General features: G+C 67.0%; 18 protein-coding genes. 12 read left to right on the top strand and 6 right to left on the bottom strand.

Annotated elements, in window-relative coordinates:
- Positions 1-169 precede the first annotated feature (169 nt).
- The 7 genes from AC6JAC_RS21650 (at position 170) to AC6JAC_RS21620 (ending at position 7,157) form a co-directional block, all read left to right on the top strand.
- The gene (locus AC6JAC_RS21650) at positions 170-967 is read left to right on the top strand and encodes an alpha/beta hydrolase (protein ID WP_028270270.1); all 798 of its coding nucleotides are present in this window, start codon (positions 170-172) and stop codon (positions 965-967) included.
- Positions 968-1,081: 114 nt separating this feature from the next.
- A complete protein-coding gene (nhaA, locus tag AC6JAC_RS21645) occupies positions 1,082-2,437 on the top strand; it encodes a Na+/H+ antiporter NhaA (protein ID WP_497966604.1) in 1,356 nt (451 codons plus the stop codon).
- 104 nt (positions 2,438-2,541) lie between these two features.
- Positions 2,542-3,906 (top strand): MBL fold metallo-hydrolase, encoded by a 1,365-nt coding sequence (locus AC6JAC_RS21640; RefSeq protein ID WP_497966602.1) that lies wholly within the window; start codon positions 2,542-2,544, stop codon positions 3,904-3,906.
- A gap of 40 nt (positions 3,907-3,946) precedes the next feature.
- Entirely contained in the window at positions 3,947-4,972 is a 1,026-nt protein-coding gene (locus AC6JAC_RS21635; RefSeq protein WP_231511126.1) for a carbohydrate kinase family protein, read from the top strand.
- Between the two features lie 10 nt (positions 4,973-4,982).
- Positions 4,983-5,492, top strand: a complete 510-nt coding sequence (locus tag AC6JAC_RS21630) for a YbhB/YbcL family Raf kinase inhibitor-like protein (RefSeq protein WP_156037085.1) — start codon at positions 4,983-4,985, stop codon at positions 5,490-5,492.
- A 50-nt stretch (positions 5,493-5,542) separates the two neighbouring features.
- Positions 5,543-6,361, top strand: coding sequence for a Cof-type HAD-IIB family hydrolase (locus AC6JAC_RS21625; protein ID WP_028270275.1), 819 nt, complete (start codon positions 5,543-5,545; stop codon positions 6,359-6,361).
- A 13-nt stretch (positions 6,362-6,374) separates the two neighbouring features.
- The gene (locus AC6JAC_RS21620) at positions 6,375-7,157 is read left to right on the top strand and encodes a glycerophosphodiester phosphodiesterase family protein (RefSeq protein WP_028270276.1); all 783 of its coding nucleotides are present in this window, start codon (positions 6,375-6,377) and stop codon (positions 7,155-7,157) included.
- Here the strand turns inward: AC6JAC_RS21620 and AC6JAC_RS21615 are convergent.
- The 3 genes from AC6JAC_RS21615 to AC6JAC_RS21605 all read right to left on the bottom strand — a co-directional run bounded on the left by AC6JAC_RS21615 (position 7,154) and on the right by AC6JAC_RS21605 (position 10,175).
- Positions 7,154-8,692 (bottom strand): putative bifunctional diguanylate cyclase/phosphodiesterase, encoded by a 1,539-nt coding sequence (locus AC6JAC_RS21615; RefSeq protein WP_028270277.1) that lies wholly within the window; start codon positions 8,690-8,692, stop codon positions 7,154-7,156. The genes AC6JAC_RS21620 and AC6JAC_RS21615 overlap by 4 nt on opposite strands.
- Positions 8,682-9,020, bottom strand: a complete 339-nt coding sequence (locus AC6JAC_RS21610; protein ID WP_156037086.1) for a DUF7793 family protein — start codon at positions 9,018-9,020, stop codon at positions 8,682-8,684. The genes AC6JAC_RS21615 and AC6JAC_RS21610 overlap by 11 nt, the downstream gene beginning before the upstream one ends.
- A 126-nt stretch (positions 9,021-9,146) precedes the next feature.
- Positions 9,147-10,175, bottom strand: coding sequence for a hypothetical protein (locus AC6JAC_RS21605; RefSeq protein ID WP_028270278.1), 1,029 nt, complete (start codon positions 10,173-10,175; stop codon positions 9,147-9,149).
- 145 nt (positions 10,176-10,320) lie between these two features.
- Between AC6JAC_RS21605 and AC6JAC_RS21600 the strand changes: the two genes are divergently transcribed.
- The gene (locus AC6JAC_RS21600) at positions 10,321-10,476 is read left to right on the top strand and encodes a hypothetical protein (protein WP_156037087.1); all 156 of its coding nucleotides are present in this window, start codon (positions 10,321-10,323) and stop codon (positions 10,474-10,476) included.
- Between the two features lie 51 nt (positions 10,477-10,527).
- Here the strand turns inward: AC6JAC_RS21600 and AC6JAC_RS21595 are convergent, their stop codons facing one another.
- Positions 10,528-12,228: an ATP-binding protein gene (locus AC6JAC_RS21595; RefSeq protein WP_081818845.1), complete on the bottom strand. Its 1,701-nt coding sequence runs from the start codon at positions 12,226-12,228 to the stop codon at positions 10,528-10,530.
- A 38-nt stretch (positions 12,229-12,266) separates the two neighbouring features.
- On the opposite strand from AC6JAC_RS21595, the gene AC6JAC_RS21590 reads away from it, so the two are divergent.
- The 3 genes from AC6JAC_RS21590 to AC6JAC_RS21580 all read left to right on the top strand — a co-directional run bounded on the left by AC6JAC_RS21590 (position 12,267) and on the right by AC6JAC_RS21580 (position 14,770).
- On the top strand, positions 12,267-12,638 hold the full coding sequence (locus tag AC6JAC_RS21590; RefSeq protein WP_028270280.1) for a DUF7793 family protein: 372 nt from the start codon (positions 12,267-12,269) through the stop codon (positions 12,636-12,638).
- A 52-nt stretch (positions 12,639-12,690) separates the two neighbouring features.
- Positions 12,691-13,521, top strand: coding sequence for a class I SAM-dependent methyltransferase (locus AC6JAC_RS21585; protein ID WP_028270281.1), 831 nt, complete (start codon positions 12,691-12,693; stop codon positions 13,519-13,521).
- Positions 13,522-13,645: 124 nt separating this feature from the next.
- The gene (locus tag AC6JAC_RS21580; protein WP_497966597.1) at positions 13,646-14,770 is read left to right on the top strand and encodes a glycerate kinase; all 1,125 of its coding nucleotides are present in this window, start codon (positions 13,646-13,648) and stop codon (positions 14,768-14,770) included.
- Positions 14,771-14,779: 9 nt separating this feature from the next.
- On the opposite strand, the gene AC6JAC_RS21575 is transcribed toward AC6JAC_RS21580, so the two are convergent.
- Together AC6JAC_RS21575 and AC6JAC_RS21570 are read right to left on the bottom strand one after the other, a co-directional pair.
- A complete protein-coding gene (locus tag AC6JAC_RS21575) occupies positions 14,780-15,442 on the bottom strand; it encodes a DUF6766 family protein (RefSeq protein WP_028270283.1) in 663 nt (220 codons plus the stop codon).
- Between the two features lie 49 nt (positions 15,443-15,491).
- Positions 15,492-15,983 (bottom strand): DUF6328 family protein, encoded by a 492-nt coding sequence (locus AC6JAC_RS21570; protein ID WP_028270284.1) that lies wholly within the window; start codon positions 15,981-15,983, stop codon positions 15,492-15,494.
- A 203-nt stretch (positions 15,984-16,186) separates the two neighbouring features.
- Here AC6JAC_RS21570 and AC6JAC_RS21565 point away from each other — a divergent pair, with 203 nt between their 5' ends.
- On the top strand, positions 16,187-17,083 hold the full coding sequence (locus AC6JAC_RS21565) for an SDR family oxidoreductase (protein ID WP_028270285.1): 897 nt from the start codon (positions 16,187-16,189) through the stop codon (positions 17,081-17,083).
- Positions 17,084-17,104 lie beyond the last annotated feature (21 nt).

Below are 17,104 nucleotides of genomic sequence, written 5' to 3'. Positions count from 1 at the left end.
GCCGCCGTCGAACGCGCTGGCGCAAGCTGTCTGCCGCCCAAGGTAGGCTCGGCACATGGCTGATGTGCGGCGTCGGACCCTGCTTTCCCGCGGGCTTCTGGGCGCCGCCGCAGCAGTGACACTGGGGGCACTGTCCGCTTCCTGTTCGTCGGGCCCGAAGGAGGACGCAGTGAAGCGGCACAAGTACCAGTACGGCGATGACCCCAGCCAGTGGGGTGAGCTGTTCCTGCCGGACGCGGCGGTAACCCGCGGCGTGGTGGTGGTCATCCACGGCGGGTACTGGCGCTCGCAGTACGGCGCCGAGCTGGGCGAACCGCTGGCCCGGGACCTTGCCATGCACGGAATGCCCGCCTGGAACCTGGAGTACCGGCGCGCCGGCAACGGCGGCGGCTGGCCGCACACCTTCGAAGACGTGCTGGCGGGCATCGACAAACTCAGGGACGTAGCGGCCATCCACGGGCTCGGGCTGGAAAAAGTGGTGGCCCTGGGCCACTCCGCCGGCGGGCACCTTGCAGTCTGGGCTGCCGGCCGGACCCGGCTCGGACAGCTGGGCGCACCGGACGCTGACCGGCAGCTGAAGCGCAGGAACGACGACGACGGCGCCGTGCAGCTCACCGGGGTGGTGAGCCAGGCCGGCCTCCTGAACCTGGCCGATGCCGAAAAGCTGAACCTCAGCAACGGCGCGGTCAGCAACCTGCTGGGCGGTTCGTCGGCGAAATACCCCAAACGCCACAAATACGCGGACCCCATGAGCGCAGTCCCCCTGCGGGTTCCCGTGTACGCCGTCCACGGCAGTGACGACGACGACGTTCCCGCCAGCCAGTCCGTGTCCTACGCCGGCGCGGCCAAGGCTGCGGGCGGACCCGTCCAGCTGCTGCACGTCCCCGGAGACCACTTCGCCTTGATTGACCCCAAGGCCCCGGCCTACCGGAAATGCCGGGACCTGGTGCAGGAACTCCTGGGCTGAACCGCCGCGCCGCCTCGGCCCGCGCGGCGGCAGGGCCCGTCCCCTAGACTGGACGAAGGTGCGCCGGGAAGTCTGGTCGGCATGATTTTGTCGACTCAACGTTTAGGACGCTTCATGAGCCACACACCTCCGCCCGCCCCGGACGCCAAACCGCGCTTCACCGTCCTTGGCTACGGCAGCTACGCGGAATCGCTGCGCATCGGCGAGATCCTGCGCAAGGAAACGGTAGGCGGCGCCCTCCTCGTGGCCGCGGCCGTCATCGCCCTCATCTGGGCAAATTCACCGGTCTCCGACAGCTACTTCGCCTTGCGGGATTTCCGGATCGGGTACGAACCCTGGCACCTCGAGCTGAGCCTTGGCGCCTGGGCAGCCGACGGACTGCTGGCCATTTTCTTCTTCCTGGTGGGCCTGGAACTCAAACGGGAGTTCGTGGCCGGGGACCTGCGGCAGATCAGCAAGTCGATCGTGCCCGTGGCCGCCGCGGCCGGCGGCGTGATTGTTCCGGCGCTGATCTACACCGCCGTGAACATCGCCAGCCCGGAAACCCTGCGCGGGTGGGCCATCCCCACCGCAACGGACATCGCGTTCGCCGTGGCGGTGCTGGCAATCATCGGCTCACACCTGCCCAGTGCCCTGCGCATTTTCCTGCTCACCCTGGCAGTGGTGGACGACCTCATTGCCATCAGCATCATCGCGTTCTTCTATTCGAGCGACATCCAGGCCGTCCCGCTGCTGTCCGCCCTCATCCCGCTGGCCCTTTACGCCTTCCTGGCCCAGAGGTACCGCCGCTTCTTCGGCACCCACTTCCTGGCGGCCTGGGCCATCCTCCTGCCGCTCGGCGTCGCCGCCTGGGCCCTGGTGCACGCCTCCGGCATCCATGCCACGGTGGCGGGCGTGCTGCTGGGGTTCGCCGTGCCGGTGCTCCGCTCCAAGGCCAGCGGAGGTCCGGACGCCGGACCCGGCCTCGCGGAAATCTTTGAACACCGGTTCCGTCCCATTTCCGCCGGAGTGGCCGTTCCCGTCTTCGCCTTCTTCTCGGCCGGGGTGGCCGTCGGGGGCTGGGAAGGGCTGGGTTCGGCGCTGGCCGACCCCGTGGCCATCGGTATCATCATGGCCCTCGTCCTGGGCAAGCCGGTGGGAATCATGGGCACCACGTGGATCCTCACCAAGGCCACCCGGGCGCGGCTGGACGCGTCCTTCAAGTGGATCGATGTGTTTGGCGTTTCCCTGCTGGCCGGGATCGGTTTCACTGTGTCGCTGCTGGTCGCGGAACTCAGCTTCGGCCACGGCAGCCTGCACGACGACCACGCGAAGGTTGGCATCCTGGCGGCGTCGGTCCTCGCCGCAATGCTGGCAGCCGTGGTGCTGCGGACCAGGAACCGCCAGTACCGCGAGGCGGAGGAGCGCGAAAAGGTGGACTCGGACCAGGACGGCATCCCGGACGTCTACGAGCACGGAAACCAGGCCTGACGGGCTCCGCCGGCCTCTTGCTGCGCCATACCCCTATGGGTATGGTTTGAATACGGCCGGAAGCCCCGCCGCCAGGGGCAGGTAAGGCCGCCGAGGAGGATGCCATGGACGTCATTGTCATCGATACGCCGCCGCTGGGAGACCGGAGCTACCTGGTGCACGACGGCACGGTGGGCCTGGTCATCGACCCGCAGCGGGACACCGACCGGGTGGAGGCCGCCGCGCGTCAAGCGGGCGTGACCATCACCCACGTCGCTGAAACGCACCTCCACAACGACTACGTCACCGGCGGCCTGGAGCTCGCCAGAGCCCACGGCGCCAAGTACCTGGTCAACGCCGCGGACCCGGTCCAGTTCGAGCGAGAAGCCATAAACGACGGCCAAGCAATCCGCGTGGGATCCCTGACGGTCAGGGCCGTCGCCACTCCGGGACACACCCACACCCACCTGTCCTTCATCGTGGACGACGGCGACAGGCAGGCCGTGTTCTCCGGCGGCAGCCTGCTGTACGGCTCCGTGGGCCGGACGGACCTGGTCGCCGCGTCCGACACCGTGGGCCTGACCCACGACCAGTACGCTTCCGTTCGCCGGCTCGTGGCCGAGGCGCGGCCCGAAGCGGCACTGTTTCCCACGCACGGCTTCGGATCGTTCTGTTCCTCCGGCCCGGCCAGCAGGGCGGGTTCCTCCACTCTTGGCGATCAGCTCACTGCCAACCACGCCCTCACCGATCCGGACGAGGACCACTTCGTCCAGGAACTCATCGCCAACCTCTCCGCGTACCCCTCGTACTACGCGCACATGGGTGCCCTGAACGCCAAGGGGCCCGGCCCCGCTGACCTCGCCGTCCCGGAGTCCGTGGACCCCGCAGAGCTCACCCGCCGCCTGGATGACGGCGAGTGGGTGGTTGACCTTCGCCGCCGCGTGGCGTTCGCCAGCAACCACCTCAAGGGCAGCGTCAGCTTCGAATACGGCAGCGGCTCCAACTTCACCACCTACCTGGGCTGGGTCCTGCCCTGGGATGAGAAGCTCACCCTCGTGGGCTCGCGCGAGGACGTTGAAAAGGCCATCCGGGACCTTTCCCGCATCGGCATCGATTCGCCGGATGCCGCCGTCGGAACCGAGCCGCAGGCGCTGGCGCCGGATGCCGCCGTCGCCTCCTACCCGCGGGTCGGCTGGGACGGCCTGCTGGCAGGCCGCACGGACGGTGACACGGTCCTTGACGTACGTCGGACGGACGAGTTCGCTGCGTCCCATGTGGCCGGTGCCGTCAACGTTCCCGTCCACCAGCTCCTGACCCGCCTGGGCGAAGTGCCGGCCGGGCGGCTGTGGGTCCACTGCGGAACCGGCTACCGGGCCGGAGTGGCTGCCAGCCTGCTGCAGCGCGCGGGCCGGGACGTGGTCCACCTGGATGCGAGGTTCAGCGACGCCGAGGCAGCCGGGGTGCCCCTGGACAACGCCCCGCCAGCGTAATCAGGAGCGCACGCACCCCCTTCTCTGGCAGAGTATGACCATGCTCACAGTTATTGGCGAAGGCCTGGTCGACGTTGTCCAACGATCCTCGGGAATCGAGGCCCACGTGGGCGGCAGCCCGCTCAACGTGGCAGTGGGACTGGCGCGCCTGGACCACCCCGTGCAGTTCATCGGCAGGTTCGGGCGCGACGCCTACGGCGAGTCCGTGGCGGCCCACCTGAAATCCAGCTCGGTGATGGTCCCGCAGGGCCCGGATGCCCTGCCCACCAGCGTGGCCACCGCATTGATCGACGACGACGGCGCCGCCACCTACACGTTCGACCTCGCCTGGGAGCTTCCCGGACTCGCGGACCGGCTGCCGTTCATGCTGCAGGGCACCACCCTGGTGCACACCGGCTCCATCGCCACCATGCTGGCGCCGGGGGCCGCTGAGGTGCTTGCCGCCGTCGAGCACGCGCACCCCTCGGCCACCATCAGCTTCGACCCCAACTGCCGCCCCAGCATCATCACGGACGTGGACTATGCCCGCCGGCAGGCGGAAAAGTTCGTCACCCTCGCGGACGTGGTGAAGGCCTCCGATGAGGACCTCGAATGGCTCTACCCCGGCGTGGACGTCCTGGAGTCGGCCCGGCGGTGGCTGTCCCTGGGCGGTCCCGAGGGGCCTGCCCTGGTGGTGGTGACCCGCGGCGCGGCCGGACCGTGGGGCATCACGGCCGCCGGGGAAGCGGAGTTCCCCGCGCCCAGGGTGGAGGTGGCGGACACGGTGGGCGCAGGCGATTCCTTCATGGCCGCGCTGATTTCCGGGCTGGTGGACCGCGGCCTGGACGGTGCCCAGAACCGCAAGGAGCTGCGCGAACTACCGGCCGAGTCGCTCCGCGAACTGCTGGCCCATGCGGCGTGGGCCGCCGCCGTCACCGTGTCCCGGCCGGGAGCCAACCCGCCGACGAGGGCCGAACTCAACCACCTCGAGCTCGAAAGCCTGGAACGCGAGGCGGAATCCGCCGCCGAACGGGATGCCGCGCTCGCCGGCGACGACCTGAGGAATGCCGACTCCGCCAGCAACTGAAAGGCAGCACATGTCCAGCCACCAGTCCCCGTCCCTGCACGTCAGCAGCGAGTCCTTCCAGGACGGCCACACCCTGCCGCCCGCCCAGCGCAGCGGCAAGATGCGCGCCGGGGGCAAGGACGAATCGCCGCAACTGAGCTGGAGCGGTGCGCCGGCGGGGACCAAGGGCTATGCGGTCACGATGTTTGATCCGGACGCCCCGGGCCGCGGCGGCTTCTGGCACTGGGCGGTGCTGGACCTCCCGGCAGGCGTCACGTCGCTTCCCGCCGGCGCCGGTGCCGAGGGCGGCGGGCACCTTCCGGCCGGTTCAGTGCAGTTGAAGAACGACGGCGGTTTCCACGGCTACCTGGGCGCCGCGCCGCCGCCCGGCCACGGCCCGCACCGGTACATCGTCACGGTCTACGCCCTTGATGTGGAGCGCCTCGGGGTGGACGCGGGAGCCAGCCCGGGCAAGCTGGAATCCAAGCTGGCCCCGCACGTGCTGGGCCGCGGGACGCTGACCGGCATCTTCGAGCGCTGAGCCCGCCTGACCCGGACGGGTCCGCCGCCGGGCCAACGTAGACTGGCTGTATGCGGCTGGTAGCAAGTGATATCGACGGAACGATCCTCGGGCATGACGGCAAGATCAGTGACCGGACCATCCGCGCCTTCCACGCGTGCCGCGATGCCGGCGTCGAACTGGTGTTCGTGACCGGACGCCCGCCCCGCTGGCTGCACCCCCTGGAAGACCAGCTGGGGCACGCCGGAACCGTGATCTGCTCCAACGGTGCCGTCGTGTGGGACCTCGAGGCAGGCCGCCTGGTCTCCGCGCGCGCCCTCGCCCTGGAGGCTGTCTTCGAAGCGCGCCGCATCATCAAGCAGCTCCGGCCGTCCGCGCTGTTCGCGGCGGAAACGCTCACCGGCTTCCACCTGGAGCCGGGCTTCATCGAAAACGACTCCAGCGAACTCCTGACCGAATTCACCCCCGCCCCGCTGGCCAGCACGCTCACCGCCGACGACGCCGTGGTGAAGTTCCTGGCCATCGTCCGCGAAGGCACGGCGGACGACTTCCTGGCCGAAGTGTCGCCCGCAGTCGCGCACCTCGCCTCCGCCACCCACTCGGCACCCACCGTGGCCATGCTGGAGCTGGCCCTCCCGGGCGTCAACAAGGCGGTGACCCTCGCCGAATACGCCGCCACCCTGGGGATTGACGCAGCGGACGTGGTGGCGTTCGGGGACATGCCCAACGACATCGAGATGCTGCGCTGGGCCGGTGACGGCTACGCGATGGCCAGCGGCCACCCGGAGGCCATCCGCGCCGCAGGGCAGCAGGCGCCACATTTCGACGACGACGGCGTGGCCCAGATCCTCGAAGCCAAACTGGCCGAATTTGGCGTGAAGAGCGCCTAGGCAGGCGCCTGGAATGACCGAGCCCCAGCCTTTCTTCACCGCCGGAAGCGCGTCCGCGCGGATCGCGATGGCGCACCGCGGATTTTCGCCGGACGGGCTGGAAAATTCGATGGCGGCGTTCCGTGCCGCCGTCGAACTCGGCTACCGGTACCTGGAAATGGACGTCCATACCACCGCCGACGGCGTGCTGCTGGTGTTCCATGACCCCGCACTGGACCGTGTCACGGACGGGCAGGGACGCATTGCCAGGCTGCCTGCGGCAACGGTGGCCCAGGCCCGGATCGGCGGCCTGGAACCCATCCCGCTGTTTGAGGAGATGGTGCGGGCTTTCCCCGGCGTCCGGCTGAACCTGGACGTCAAGGACTGGAACTCCGTCCACGGGCTCGCCGCCGCGATTGAGAAGTACGCCGTTCACGATCAGGTGCTGATTACGAGTTTCTCGGACCGCCGCCGCCGGGCGGTGCTCAGACGGTTGAGCCGGCCGGTCGCGGCGTCGGCCGGCGTCGTATCCAATGCGCTCTTCACCATGCTGGGGCCGGTGCTTCCCGCGCCGGTCATCCGGCGGGTGGTGCGGGGCATCCACGCGCTGCAGGTGCCGGTCAGCTACAGTGCCGTCCGGGTGGTGACGCCGGCGTTTGTCCGCCGCGCCCACCGGCACGGCCTCCAGGTCCATGTGTGGACCATCAACGACCCCGCGGAGATGCACCGGCTCCTGGACCTAGGCGTTGACGGCATCGTGACGGACCGGGCCGATCTCCTCAAGACGGTGCTGCAGGACCGGGGGCAGTGGGACTAACTGCCGTGGTGTGAAGCCCGCTGCGCTTCCAGCACGGCCGCGAACTCGTCCGCAGGAACCGGGCGGCCGAAGTAATACCCCTGGGCGCTCACGCAGCCGATGCTGGCCAGGTGCTGTGCCTGTTCCGCCGTCTCCACCCCTTCCCAGACCGCTTCGAGGCCGCACGCCCGGATCAGCTGGAGAATCGCTGCGATCAGGTCCGGCTGTGCCGGGTCCGTTCCGAGGTCCTTCAGCAGCGAGCGGTCCACCTTGACCTTGTCCACCGGAAGCTTGCGCAGGTAGCTGATGGAGGAATAGCCCGTACCGAAGTCGTCGATTTCAAGGCCCACCCCGAGCTTCCGCAGGCTGCTCAGGGAGTACCGGTCCAGCTCATTGCCGCTGACAATCGCGCCCTCCGTGAGCTCCAGGACGAGCAGCTCCGGGCTGATTCCGGCCCCGCTGAGGGCATCCCGGACCTCTTCGATGAACTCGAGGCGCTGAAGGTCCGTGGGCGAGATGTTGATCCGCATGGAGAAGTCGTCCCCCGCGCGGCCCTCCGCCCGCCAGTCCTGCAGTTGCCTGACGGCGGTGCGGAGCACCCAGCCGCCCAGCTCGGAAATGAGTCCGGCATCCTCAGCGAGGGGAATGAACTCGTCCGGCATCACCATGCCGCGGGAAGGATGCTGCCAGCGGACCAGGGCTTCCGCGCCCTCGATCCGGCCGGAAGCCAGCGCGACCACGGGCTGGTAGAAAAGCACCAGCTCTGACTCGGAAATGGCCGTCCGCAGGTCCTCAATAAGCTGGCTCCGCAATTGGCGCGCGTGCAGCATGGCCGGTTCGAATACCTTGAGCCTGTTGCGCCCGCCGGCCTTGGAGGCATACATGGCCACGTCGGCTTCCATGAGGAGCTGTTCGGCGCTTTGCCCGGCGCCACCGATGCACAGCCCCATGCTGGCGCCGCACTGGACGGAATCGTTGTCGAGCTCCACCTGGCTGTCCAGGGCAGCGAGGATGCGGTTGCCCACGCCCGCGGCGCGGGCAAGGGTGGTGGCGGGCATCAGGACGGCGAATTCGTCACCGCCCAGGCGGGCCACCGTGTCCGTGTCCCGGACCGATGCCTTGATCCGTTCCCCGACGGCGGCCAGCACCTGGTCCCCGGCGGCGTGGCCGAGGGAATCGTTGATGCCTTTGAAAGCATCGAGGTCCAGCAGGAGGACGGCGGGCGGAAGGTCGCCCCGCTCAGCCTCCGCCAGGGTGTCGTTGAGGGCGCTGACCAGTGCCGTGCGGTTGGCCAGGCCGGTCAGCGAGTCCGTCAGCGCCATCTTCTGCATTTCCAGGTGCGCTTCGTTGAGCAGCCGGGTGCGCAGTTCCACCCGCTGTTCCAGCTCCTGGTACATGATCTGCAGGTCTTCGGCGAGGAGGTTGGTGCCCATGATGACGGCATCCAGCTCATCCCTCGCGGGGGATACTTCAATCCGCGAGTGAAGCTCCCCTGCGGCAAGGCGGACGATTCCGTCCAGCAGCTTCCCCAGGCGGGGGTCGCCCTCAGTGAACATGGGCGTTTTCCTTCAACCACTTGAGGGCCTCGGGCTCGGACGTGAAGTAACTGGCAGGCCCGGACTTGAAGTCGCCGCCAAGGATGAAGTGCGCCAGGATCCGGTCCACCGGCGTCCGTCCCAGCAGCGCCCAGGCGGCCACCGTGCTCACATTGCTGAACACCGCCCTCGCCGCCCTGCTGACCGACGCTACGTCCGTCACATCCAGGAGTACGGCCAGCGGAGAGCCGGAGCGCGGGCGCTGAAGGCCGGCAGCGAGCAGCCTCGCTGACTGCTCATCCAGGTGTTCGTCCCGGGGAAGCACGATCCTGACTATTTGCTCTTGCATCAATCCAAGCGGCTTAGACATTAATCCCCCGAACATATGAGAAGAGCCGTTCGGCCTCCCTGGCGCCACCTAACCTCCGGCGAGGCTTTGAAACTAAAAATACACCGTCCGTCCCTCCGGAGTGCGTTAGCTGACACCTGCCGCATACGCACGGACCTGGGCGCTTCGTTCGGAAGCGGCAGCATTGTCGAAGAGTTCGGCCGCATCAGCCAGGCGTTGGAGTGCTTCCTCGTGTTCACCGTTGGCAAGGAGCGATTTGCCCAGCAGGAACGAGGCCTCACCCGCTGTCTGGGTGGCCAGGATTCCTGCTTCGGTGCACAGCGGCCGGAGCATGTTGATGGCCGTGGCCATATCGCCGGTCAGGAAATGCCAGTGCGCGCGCACGAACGACATTTCAAGGAGGTCGCGGTCACTGCCGCCGACCACTTCGGTGGCGAGCTCGGCCCGCTCGATGCAGCGAAGGGTTGCGGGGTCGGTGAGCTCCGCCTCGAGGCGCATCACGGCCGACGCGCGGTTGAACCGGGCCCAGAGGTCCACGTCCTTCGACGGTGACAGGCTCTCTGCCGCCATGTCGTGGTAGCGGCCGCCGTCCATCACCCGGCCGGTGAGGAACGCGACGTTTCCAATCACCCAGTAGGCTTTTCCGGCAGTGTCCTCGTCCACGAGGTCCGTCAGCAGGCCCTCCAGCAGGAGGCACTGCTCCCACGCCTCATCCAGCCGGCGGCTTTCCGCGAGGGCGGCGATGAGCGCACGCTGGGCCTGGATGTGGAGGTAGACGTACTCGGGGTTGCCGGCAACGAGGTCGGCGGCGGAGGTGGCTGCGGCGACGGCGTCAGGTAGCCGCCCCAGCCCCTGCTGCGAGAGCGCCAACAGAATGAAGGCCCGTGCTCCCAGGGCCGGTTCCGCCGTGGAGAGCGGGTGGCCGGACAGGTACGTGATCAGCTCCATGCACTCGTGGATCTGACCCATGTCCTTGAGGCATTCAGCCTGGAAGAGCGTCATGTTCCACCAGGCGGTCTGGTCCCCCTCCAGCAAGGCGAGCTCCGCTGCCCTGCGTGCTTCGTCCCGCGCCCGCGAGTACTCGCGGCTTTTCCAGCTTTCGCGGGCCTGAAGCTCCGCAACCACATGCGGTAACAATTTCCGGGGAATCGGCATTTTTCAATTATCCCCCGGAATGGTTCTGCATCGTCCATCCGCGTCAATATTTTGCTGGTGTTACTGGAGTTAAATGTTGATCTTGTGACCGTATACTGACGCTCGTAATGAGTTTTTGCGCCCAATTGATTGAAAGGACCCGCGGATGAAGAAAATAGCCGCTACATTCTTGCTCACCGGCGTCCTGGCTGTCGCAGGTTTTGCTGCGCCCGCCACGGCCGCTCCCAAGTCGGATACCACCGTCAGCACGTCAAGCAAGGCGCCCACCACGCAGGCACACATCGGCTGGTGGCCAGACTAAGCTCCATGCGCCAAGACTGCCCCCGGATCTCCGATCCGGGGGCAGTTTCGTTTAAGGCCCGGAAACCGGCAGTTTTACGGTGATGGTGGTGCCCCTGCCCAGTTCCGAGCTGACCGCCACATCTCCCCGGTGCGCCTTGACGATGTCGTACGCAATGGCGAGTCCCAGGCCGCTGCCGGGGACGGCGGCCGAGGTCGCGTTGGATGCCCGGAAGAAGCGGGTGAAAAGATGCGGGATTTCTTCCTCCGGGATTCCAACCCCCGTATCACGCACGTGGACATTAATGCCGGGCTCGCCATCCGTCATTGACTCAAGGCTGCAACTGACAACAATCCCGCCTCCGCGAGGCGTAAATTTGATGGCATTTGAAACAAGGTTCGTAAACACCTGCTCCAGCTGAACTTCGTCGGCCATAATCGCGGAATCGCCGTCGCAGAGCTCCAGCGAGATGGAAACATCTCCCAGTTCGGCCAGCGGGCGCAGCGCCACTGTCACGATCTGGAGAGTGTGGCCCAGCTGGACGGGCCCCAGGTGGAGGTTGGCGCCGTCGTAATCCTGGCGCGAAACAGTGAGCATATCTTCGATCAGCCGCCGCAGCCGTTCCGAGTTCCTGACAATGATGTCCAGCATCCTGTCCACTTCCGCGGGCACCGGCCCTCCCACGCCGTCCTGGATCATGTCCAGGTAGGCGGAAATGGACGTCAGCGGAGTACGGAGTTCGTGATTGACGGTGGCAAGGAAATCGGTCTTTGCCTGGTCGAGCTGCCGCAGCTGCTTGACCACCCGCTGCTGCGCGCTCATCAAGTGGCTTTGGATGAGCCCGTACGCAACGTTTCCGGCCACATGCTGAATCAGGGAAATTTCGGTGCGCGTCCAGACCCGCGGCTCGTCCAGCTGTGCGATCCAGATGACGCCGAGCGATGACTTGCCCTCGCCCACGGGAACGAAGGCAGAGGCCCAGGGGGCCATATGCTCCGACCATGCCGCCAGTTCGTGGTCCTCGGGGGACCACTCGTGGAACCGGTGGTCCTCCACCGCGAGGACTTCGGCTTCCGACCACAGCCGGTCCGCAACGCGGTGCGCGGAGGATTCCTGGATGCCGAGGCCGTCCGGGACCGGGGCAAGCCCGGGCCGGTGCCACTGGGCAGCTATCCGCGGGACCCGGTCGTCGTCGAAAGTGGTGAACAGGACGCGGTCGGCGCCGAACGTCTCCCCGAATCCCGTCACCAGATAATCCGAAATCAGGAGGGGATCGTGGGTGGCGCGGACCGCAGAGGACACTCCGCGGAGCTTCTCGCGCAGCCGCTCAGCGCTTTGCCGGGCATCGGAGCGCTGCGCAGCGCGGCTGATCAGGACGTCCGCCCGATGGACAAGTTCGGCCGGGGCCGGGGGTTTCGCGATGTAGTCCGCCATGGGGAGCGACCGCACGCTTTCGGCCGCGGATTCGTCGTCCAGATCGATCAGGAGGAGCAGCGGTGCATCCACCGGCGGGCCGGCCAGCGAATGGTCCGCGACGACGATGCTGGGATGGTGCCGGTCCAGCAGCCCGGCGAGGCTTTCGTGGCTGGAGGCCGTGGAAACCTCGAACCCTGCGTCCGCCAAAACGGCCGCTGTAGCGGACAGGCGCCCGCTGTCCGGATCGGCCACGACAGCCGTGCGTTGTACAAGTGATTCCTGCGCCGCCTGAATTGCCACACTGCCCCCCTCGGTCCCCGGTTGAGTACATTGTAGGGTGACATAGGTCGCACGCATTCCGTGCGGTGCTTACCCTGGCGGGAGGAAGGGTGGATATGTCCGGAAATCGCGAGATGGGCACGGAAGCGGGACTGGCTCTGGGAGCCGACGGAGTGCTCCGGTTAACGTGGCCGCGCGGCGCCGTGATCACGGCCGAGGACGCGGAGCGTGCCATGCTCAGGGTGAACCAGTTGTGCGGCGACGAGCGGCATCCCATGCTGGTGGACATGGCCACCACTGCCGATGTGAGCAGGGGCGCGCGCGCCGTTTTTGGCCGCCCGTGCCAGGCCTCCCGGATCGCCTTGCTGGGGGCATCGCCGGTTGACCGCGTCCTGGCGAATTTCTTTTTGGGAATCAACGCGGTGCCGTGTCCCACGAAGTTCTTCACGTCGGAGCGGGACGCCATCGCCTGGCTGTCTGTGACCTGATCTCCGGACCTGGCTGACCGGGCATCAACAGACGTGCCCTTATATTTGGACCATGCTCGCCGCCCTAAAGAAATATCTGATGATCCCCAGGCTGGTGCGATTGTCCGCCGGCGCACCACGGGACCACCATGTTGCCTGGGACCGGTTCTGGTCCTCCGTGAAAACCACTGGGGCCACCGGCGACGTTCTGTGGGACTCCGGCAGCGACCACGAGATGCAGGGTTACGTGCACAGGCTGCACCAGCACCTGGACCCCCGGCTGCCGGTGGTGGACATCGGCTGCGGCAACGGCAGCTTCACCCGGCAACTGGCCGCGCTCTTTCCGCACGCCATGGGAGTTGATGTCTCCGCCCACGCAGTGCGGCGGGCGCTCAGCGAGTCAGCCGGGCTGGCGAACGTGTCGTACCTCGTCCGTGACATGACGGCCCCCGGCGCCGGCGGCAGGCTCGGGGAAGAGCTGCGGCTGCTTGGCGGGGGAGCCGGGGCAGGGGCGAATGTCTTTATCCGGGGCGTACTCCACGTCCTGGGGGAACGTGACCGGCACGCCCTTGCCGAAAACGTTCGTGCCATCGCCGGAGCCGACGGGCGGGTGTTCCTTGCCGAAACCGACTTCCAGGGAAACGCCGTCGAATACGTCTCACACCTCGGCGCAACGCTCCGGTCCATCCCGTCGCCTCTCGAAGGGGCCATCCGCGGGCTGCCGATGCCAGGACGCTTCGGCGCGAAAGAACGGAACCTGGCCTTCCCCGCGGGCCGCTGGGAACTGATCGAGGACGGTCCCACGACAATCGAGACGATGCCCCTGTCCCACCCGACGCGGGCTGACCTCATCCCCGGCTACTTCGCGGTGCTCAAAGCACGGAACTGGGAGAAGTTCCCTTAATCCGTTCCCGGGAGGACTGTTTCGCGGATACAGGCTTCACCCGCACCCGTCGTGTCATGACTTGAGCAAGCCCCGTGTTACTCGCAGGCAAGCGCTTTCCGGCGGTTGCTGGCAGGATAGACCCATGCGCATTCTCATCGCTCCGGACAAGTTCAAAGGGTCACTGACTGCTGCGGAGGCTGCCAGTGCCATCGCCGAGGGGGCGCTGCGCGTCTATCCGGACGCGGTGGCCACGCAGTTCCCCGTGGCCGACGGCGGGGAAGGCACCTTGGAGGCCGCCGTTGCCGCCGGCTACGAGGAACGGCTGAACGCCGTCGTCGGTCCCATCCTGGCGCCCATAGGCGCGGCCTGGGCACTCCGCAAGGATGCTTTCGGCGGAGCCACCGCTGTGATTGAAACCGCCCAGGCCTCGGGGCTGGCGCACATGGAGCCGACGCCCGCCAACGCGCTGCGCGCGCACAGCTACGGCTGCGGCCAGCTCATCGCGGCCGCGCTGGACGCCGGGGCCACCGAAATCGTGCTGGGCGTGGGCGGCTCTGCCATGACCGACGGCGGCAGCGGCGCCCTGCGCGCATTGGGACTGAAGTCGCTGGACGCCGGCGGCAACGTGGTTCCGCTGGGCGGCGGTTCACTGGGGGATGTTGTAGGCGTTGACGTTTCCGGCCTGGACCCCCGGCTGGCTGCCGTGAAATTCCGGATCGCCGTGGACGTTCAGAACCCGCTGTTCGGAAACGACGGAGCTGCGTACGTCTTCGGTCCGCAGAAGGGTGCCGACGCGGACGCCGTGGAACTGCTGGATGCGGGGCTCCGCAACTGGGCGTCGGTTCTGCGGGAGGCCACGGGACGCGACGTCAACGTTCCCGGAGCCGGCGCGGCCGGCGGGTTCCCGGCGTCGTTCCTGGCTTTCAGCAATGCCGCCCTCGAAGGAGGCTTCGCCCTGGTGGCGGGCCTCACGGGCCTGGCGGTCCAGCTGGCCGAGGCGGACCTGGTGATCACCGGCGAGGGATCCATGGACTCGCAGTCGCTGGAGGGCAAGGCGCCCATCGCTCTGGCCGATGCAGCGCGCGAGCGGGGCATCCCGGTGATTGTGGTGGCCGGCCGCATCCTGGTCACACCGGAGGATCTGGCCAGGCACGGGGTGGTGGCCGCGGCGCAGCTGCTGGACGTCGCTGCCAGCCCGGAAGATGCCGTCGCCAATGCCGCCAAGTACCTCACCTGGGCCACCAGCCAGGTCCTCGAAGGGGCCTGACCCGGGCCGCTAAGCCCCGGTCTCGTAATGCGGTTCGGCCACAGGTTTGGACTCGGGCGAGCCCCGTTCGCGCAGGTAGACGGACGCGCCAACCAGCACGGCGACCGCCAGGAATTCGCTCTGCCAGTTCTGGAACGACTCGAACCAGAACCGGCTGGTGCCGAGGTAGCCGAGCAGCGTCACGCCCGGCTGGCCGTGGCTTTGTTGTTCCTGGCTGTACTCCTCGCTGCCGCCAACCGCGTGGAGGATGAATGAGGCGAGGAACAGCACCAGGAACATGATGGACAGGGAGTGCTCGTAGAGCTTGAGCACCCAGCCGCCGCGACGTACGGGCCACGGCGTGGCGGCCTTCATGGCTGCATCTCGGGGGTCCTCGTCCTGCGGGGCTGCTTTACCCATCGGCTTCGATTCCGAAGAGCCTTTTTGGAAAAGGAAAACCGTCAGGATGACATACATTCCCATCTGCAGGAACTCCGATTCCCAGTTCTCGAACGTGGCTTCCAGGAACGCCCCGGTGGCGAGGTACTCGGCCACGGTCACTGCCGGCTGGCCGTGGGCGAGCTGGTCCTCGCTGTAATCGCTGGCTCCGCTGACCACCATGCCGCTGAAGAACGCAAGGAACAGCCCCACGTTGGCAAGCATCAGACCGTGTTCCTTGGCCCACTTCTTCATGGCGCCTCCCGAATTTGACTGGTGAACTTCATTGAAGACAGCCTTCGAACTATCCTCGCCTGGCGCGTTTGTTGAGCTGGATCGGGACGATTACCAGCAGGATCAGCAGGACTGCCAGCAGCAATCCGCCTGCCGTGAGTCCCGCGTTGCGTCCTGCGGTTACGTCGAAGACCAGGGCTGATGTTCCGACGCTCAGGAGTGCGACGCCGCCGAGGGCAACCTTCGTAATGCTGTCCGCGCTCGAAACCAGGGTGGCCTTCAGCCGTTGCCGGAACAACCTGCGGTGGACGCTGACCGGCAAGAGGATCAGTGCTGTGGTCAGGGCGGCCAGCACCACGTTGGTCAGGTAGAGGCCCACCTGGAAAGTGTCGAGGTCCTCGAACCGGGACTGGAAGGGAAGCGTGAGCAGGAAGCCGGCAAGGATCTGGACGCCGGTCTGGAGCACGCGCAGCTCCTGGATTAGCTCCATCCAGTTGCGGTCCATTTGCTGCTCGACCGTTTCGTTCCTACCGTTGCCCGGCGTCACCTCCGGGTCCGACAATTGCCCACCTCCGGTTGCCGCGAGCGGCCGAGCATGGCCGCAACTATGTCTCAACCTAGGCTTGAAGGCCCCTATTATCAAGCACTACTAAGTTTACTGACTAATTTGGCCAAAACCGTGGACTTGCCTTGTGCGCTGGGATAGTTTCGAAGAGCCAGTCACGCACCGGACCAGAAACGAACTGAGACGTTAGCGAGGTGGAAATGACCGACGAAAAGCAGGATCACCAGCCCCGGGACCCCAGGGCGGGCTACCATGACGGACCGTTCCCGGAGCAAGTCCAGAAGCAGCCCGGGCTCACGGCGCCCATGGAGCCACAGCCGGACCACGGCGAGGAAAGCTACGAAGGAAGCAACGCGCTCCCCGGCAAGGCAGCGCTCATCACCGGGGGAGACTCCGGCATCGGACGGGCGGTGGCCATTGCCTTCGCCCGCGAGGGGGCCGACGTCGCCATCTCATACCTTCCCGAGGAGGAAGCGGACGCCCAGGACACCGCCGCGTGGATCCGCAAGGCCGGGCAACGCGCGCTGTTGCTGCCGGGCGATGGGCGCCGTGAAGACTTCAGCACCGGGATCGTGGCGGACACGCTCGCGGAGTTCGGTCGCCTGGACGTGGTGGTGCTGAACGCCGCCTACCAAAAGAACCGCGACAGCTTTGAATCGCTGCCCACCGAGGAATTCGACCGTGTGTTCAAGACAAACCTGTATTCCCTGCTCTGGACGGCACGGGCCGCGGTGCCCCATCTCAAGGCAGGCGCCTCCATCATCACCACCGCCTCCATCCAGGCCTTCAACCCTTCTCCGCAACTCATTGACTACGCCATGACAAAGGGCGCCCAGGTGGCGTTCACCAAGGCGCTTGCCCAGGAGCTTGGACCCAGGGGCATCCGGGTCAATGCTGTGGCCCCGGGCCCCATCTGGACACCGCTCATTCCCGCGACGGAATGGCCCGACAAGCTGCCGACGTTCGGCCAGGACACTCCTCTGGGACGCGCGGGACAACCCGCGGAACTGGCGGCCGCCTACGTCCTGCTGGCCTCGGACCACGGCTCCTATATCTCCGGGGCCGTGCTTCCGGTGACAGGCGGCAAGGGTCTCTGATCCCGTCCAGGTCCAGGGTCC

The organism is Arthrobacter sp. KUASC02 (assembly GCF_059739395.1).
Note: the sequence above shows the minus strand (reverse complement) of the source record. Positions and strands in the feature narration are given on the sequence as shown.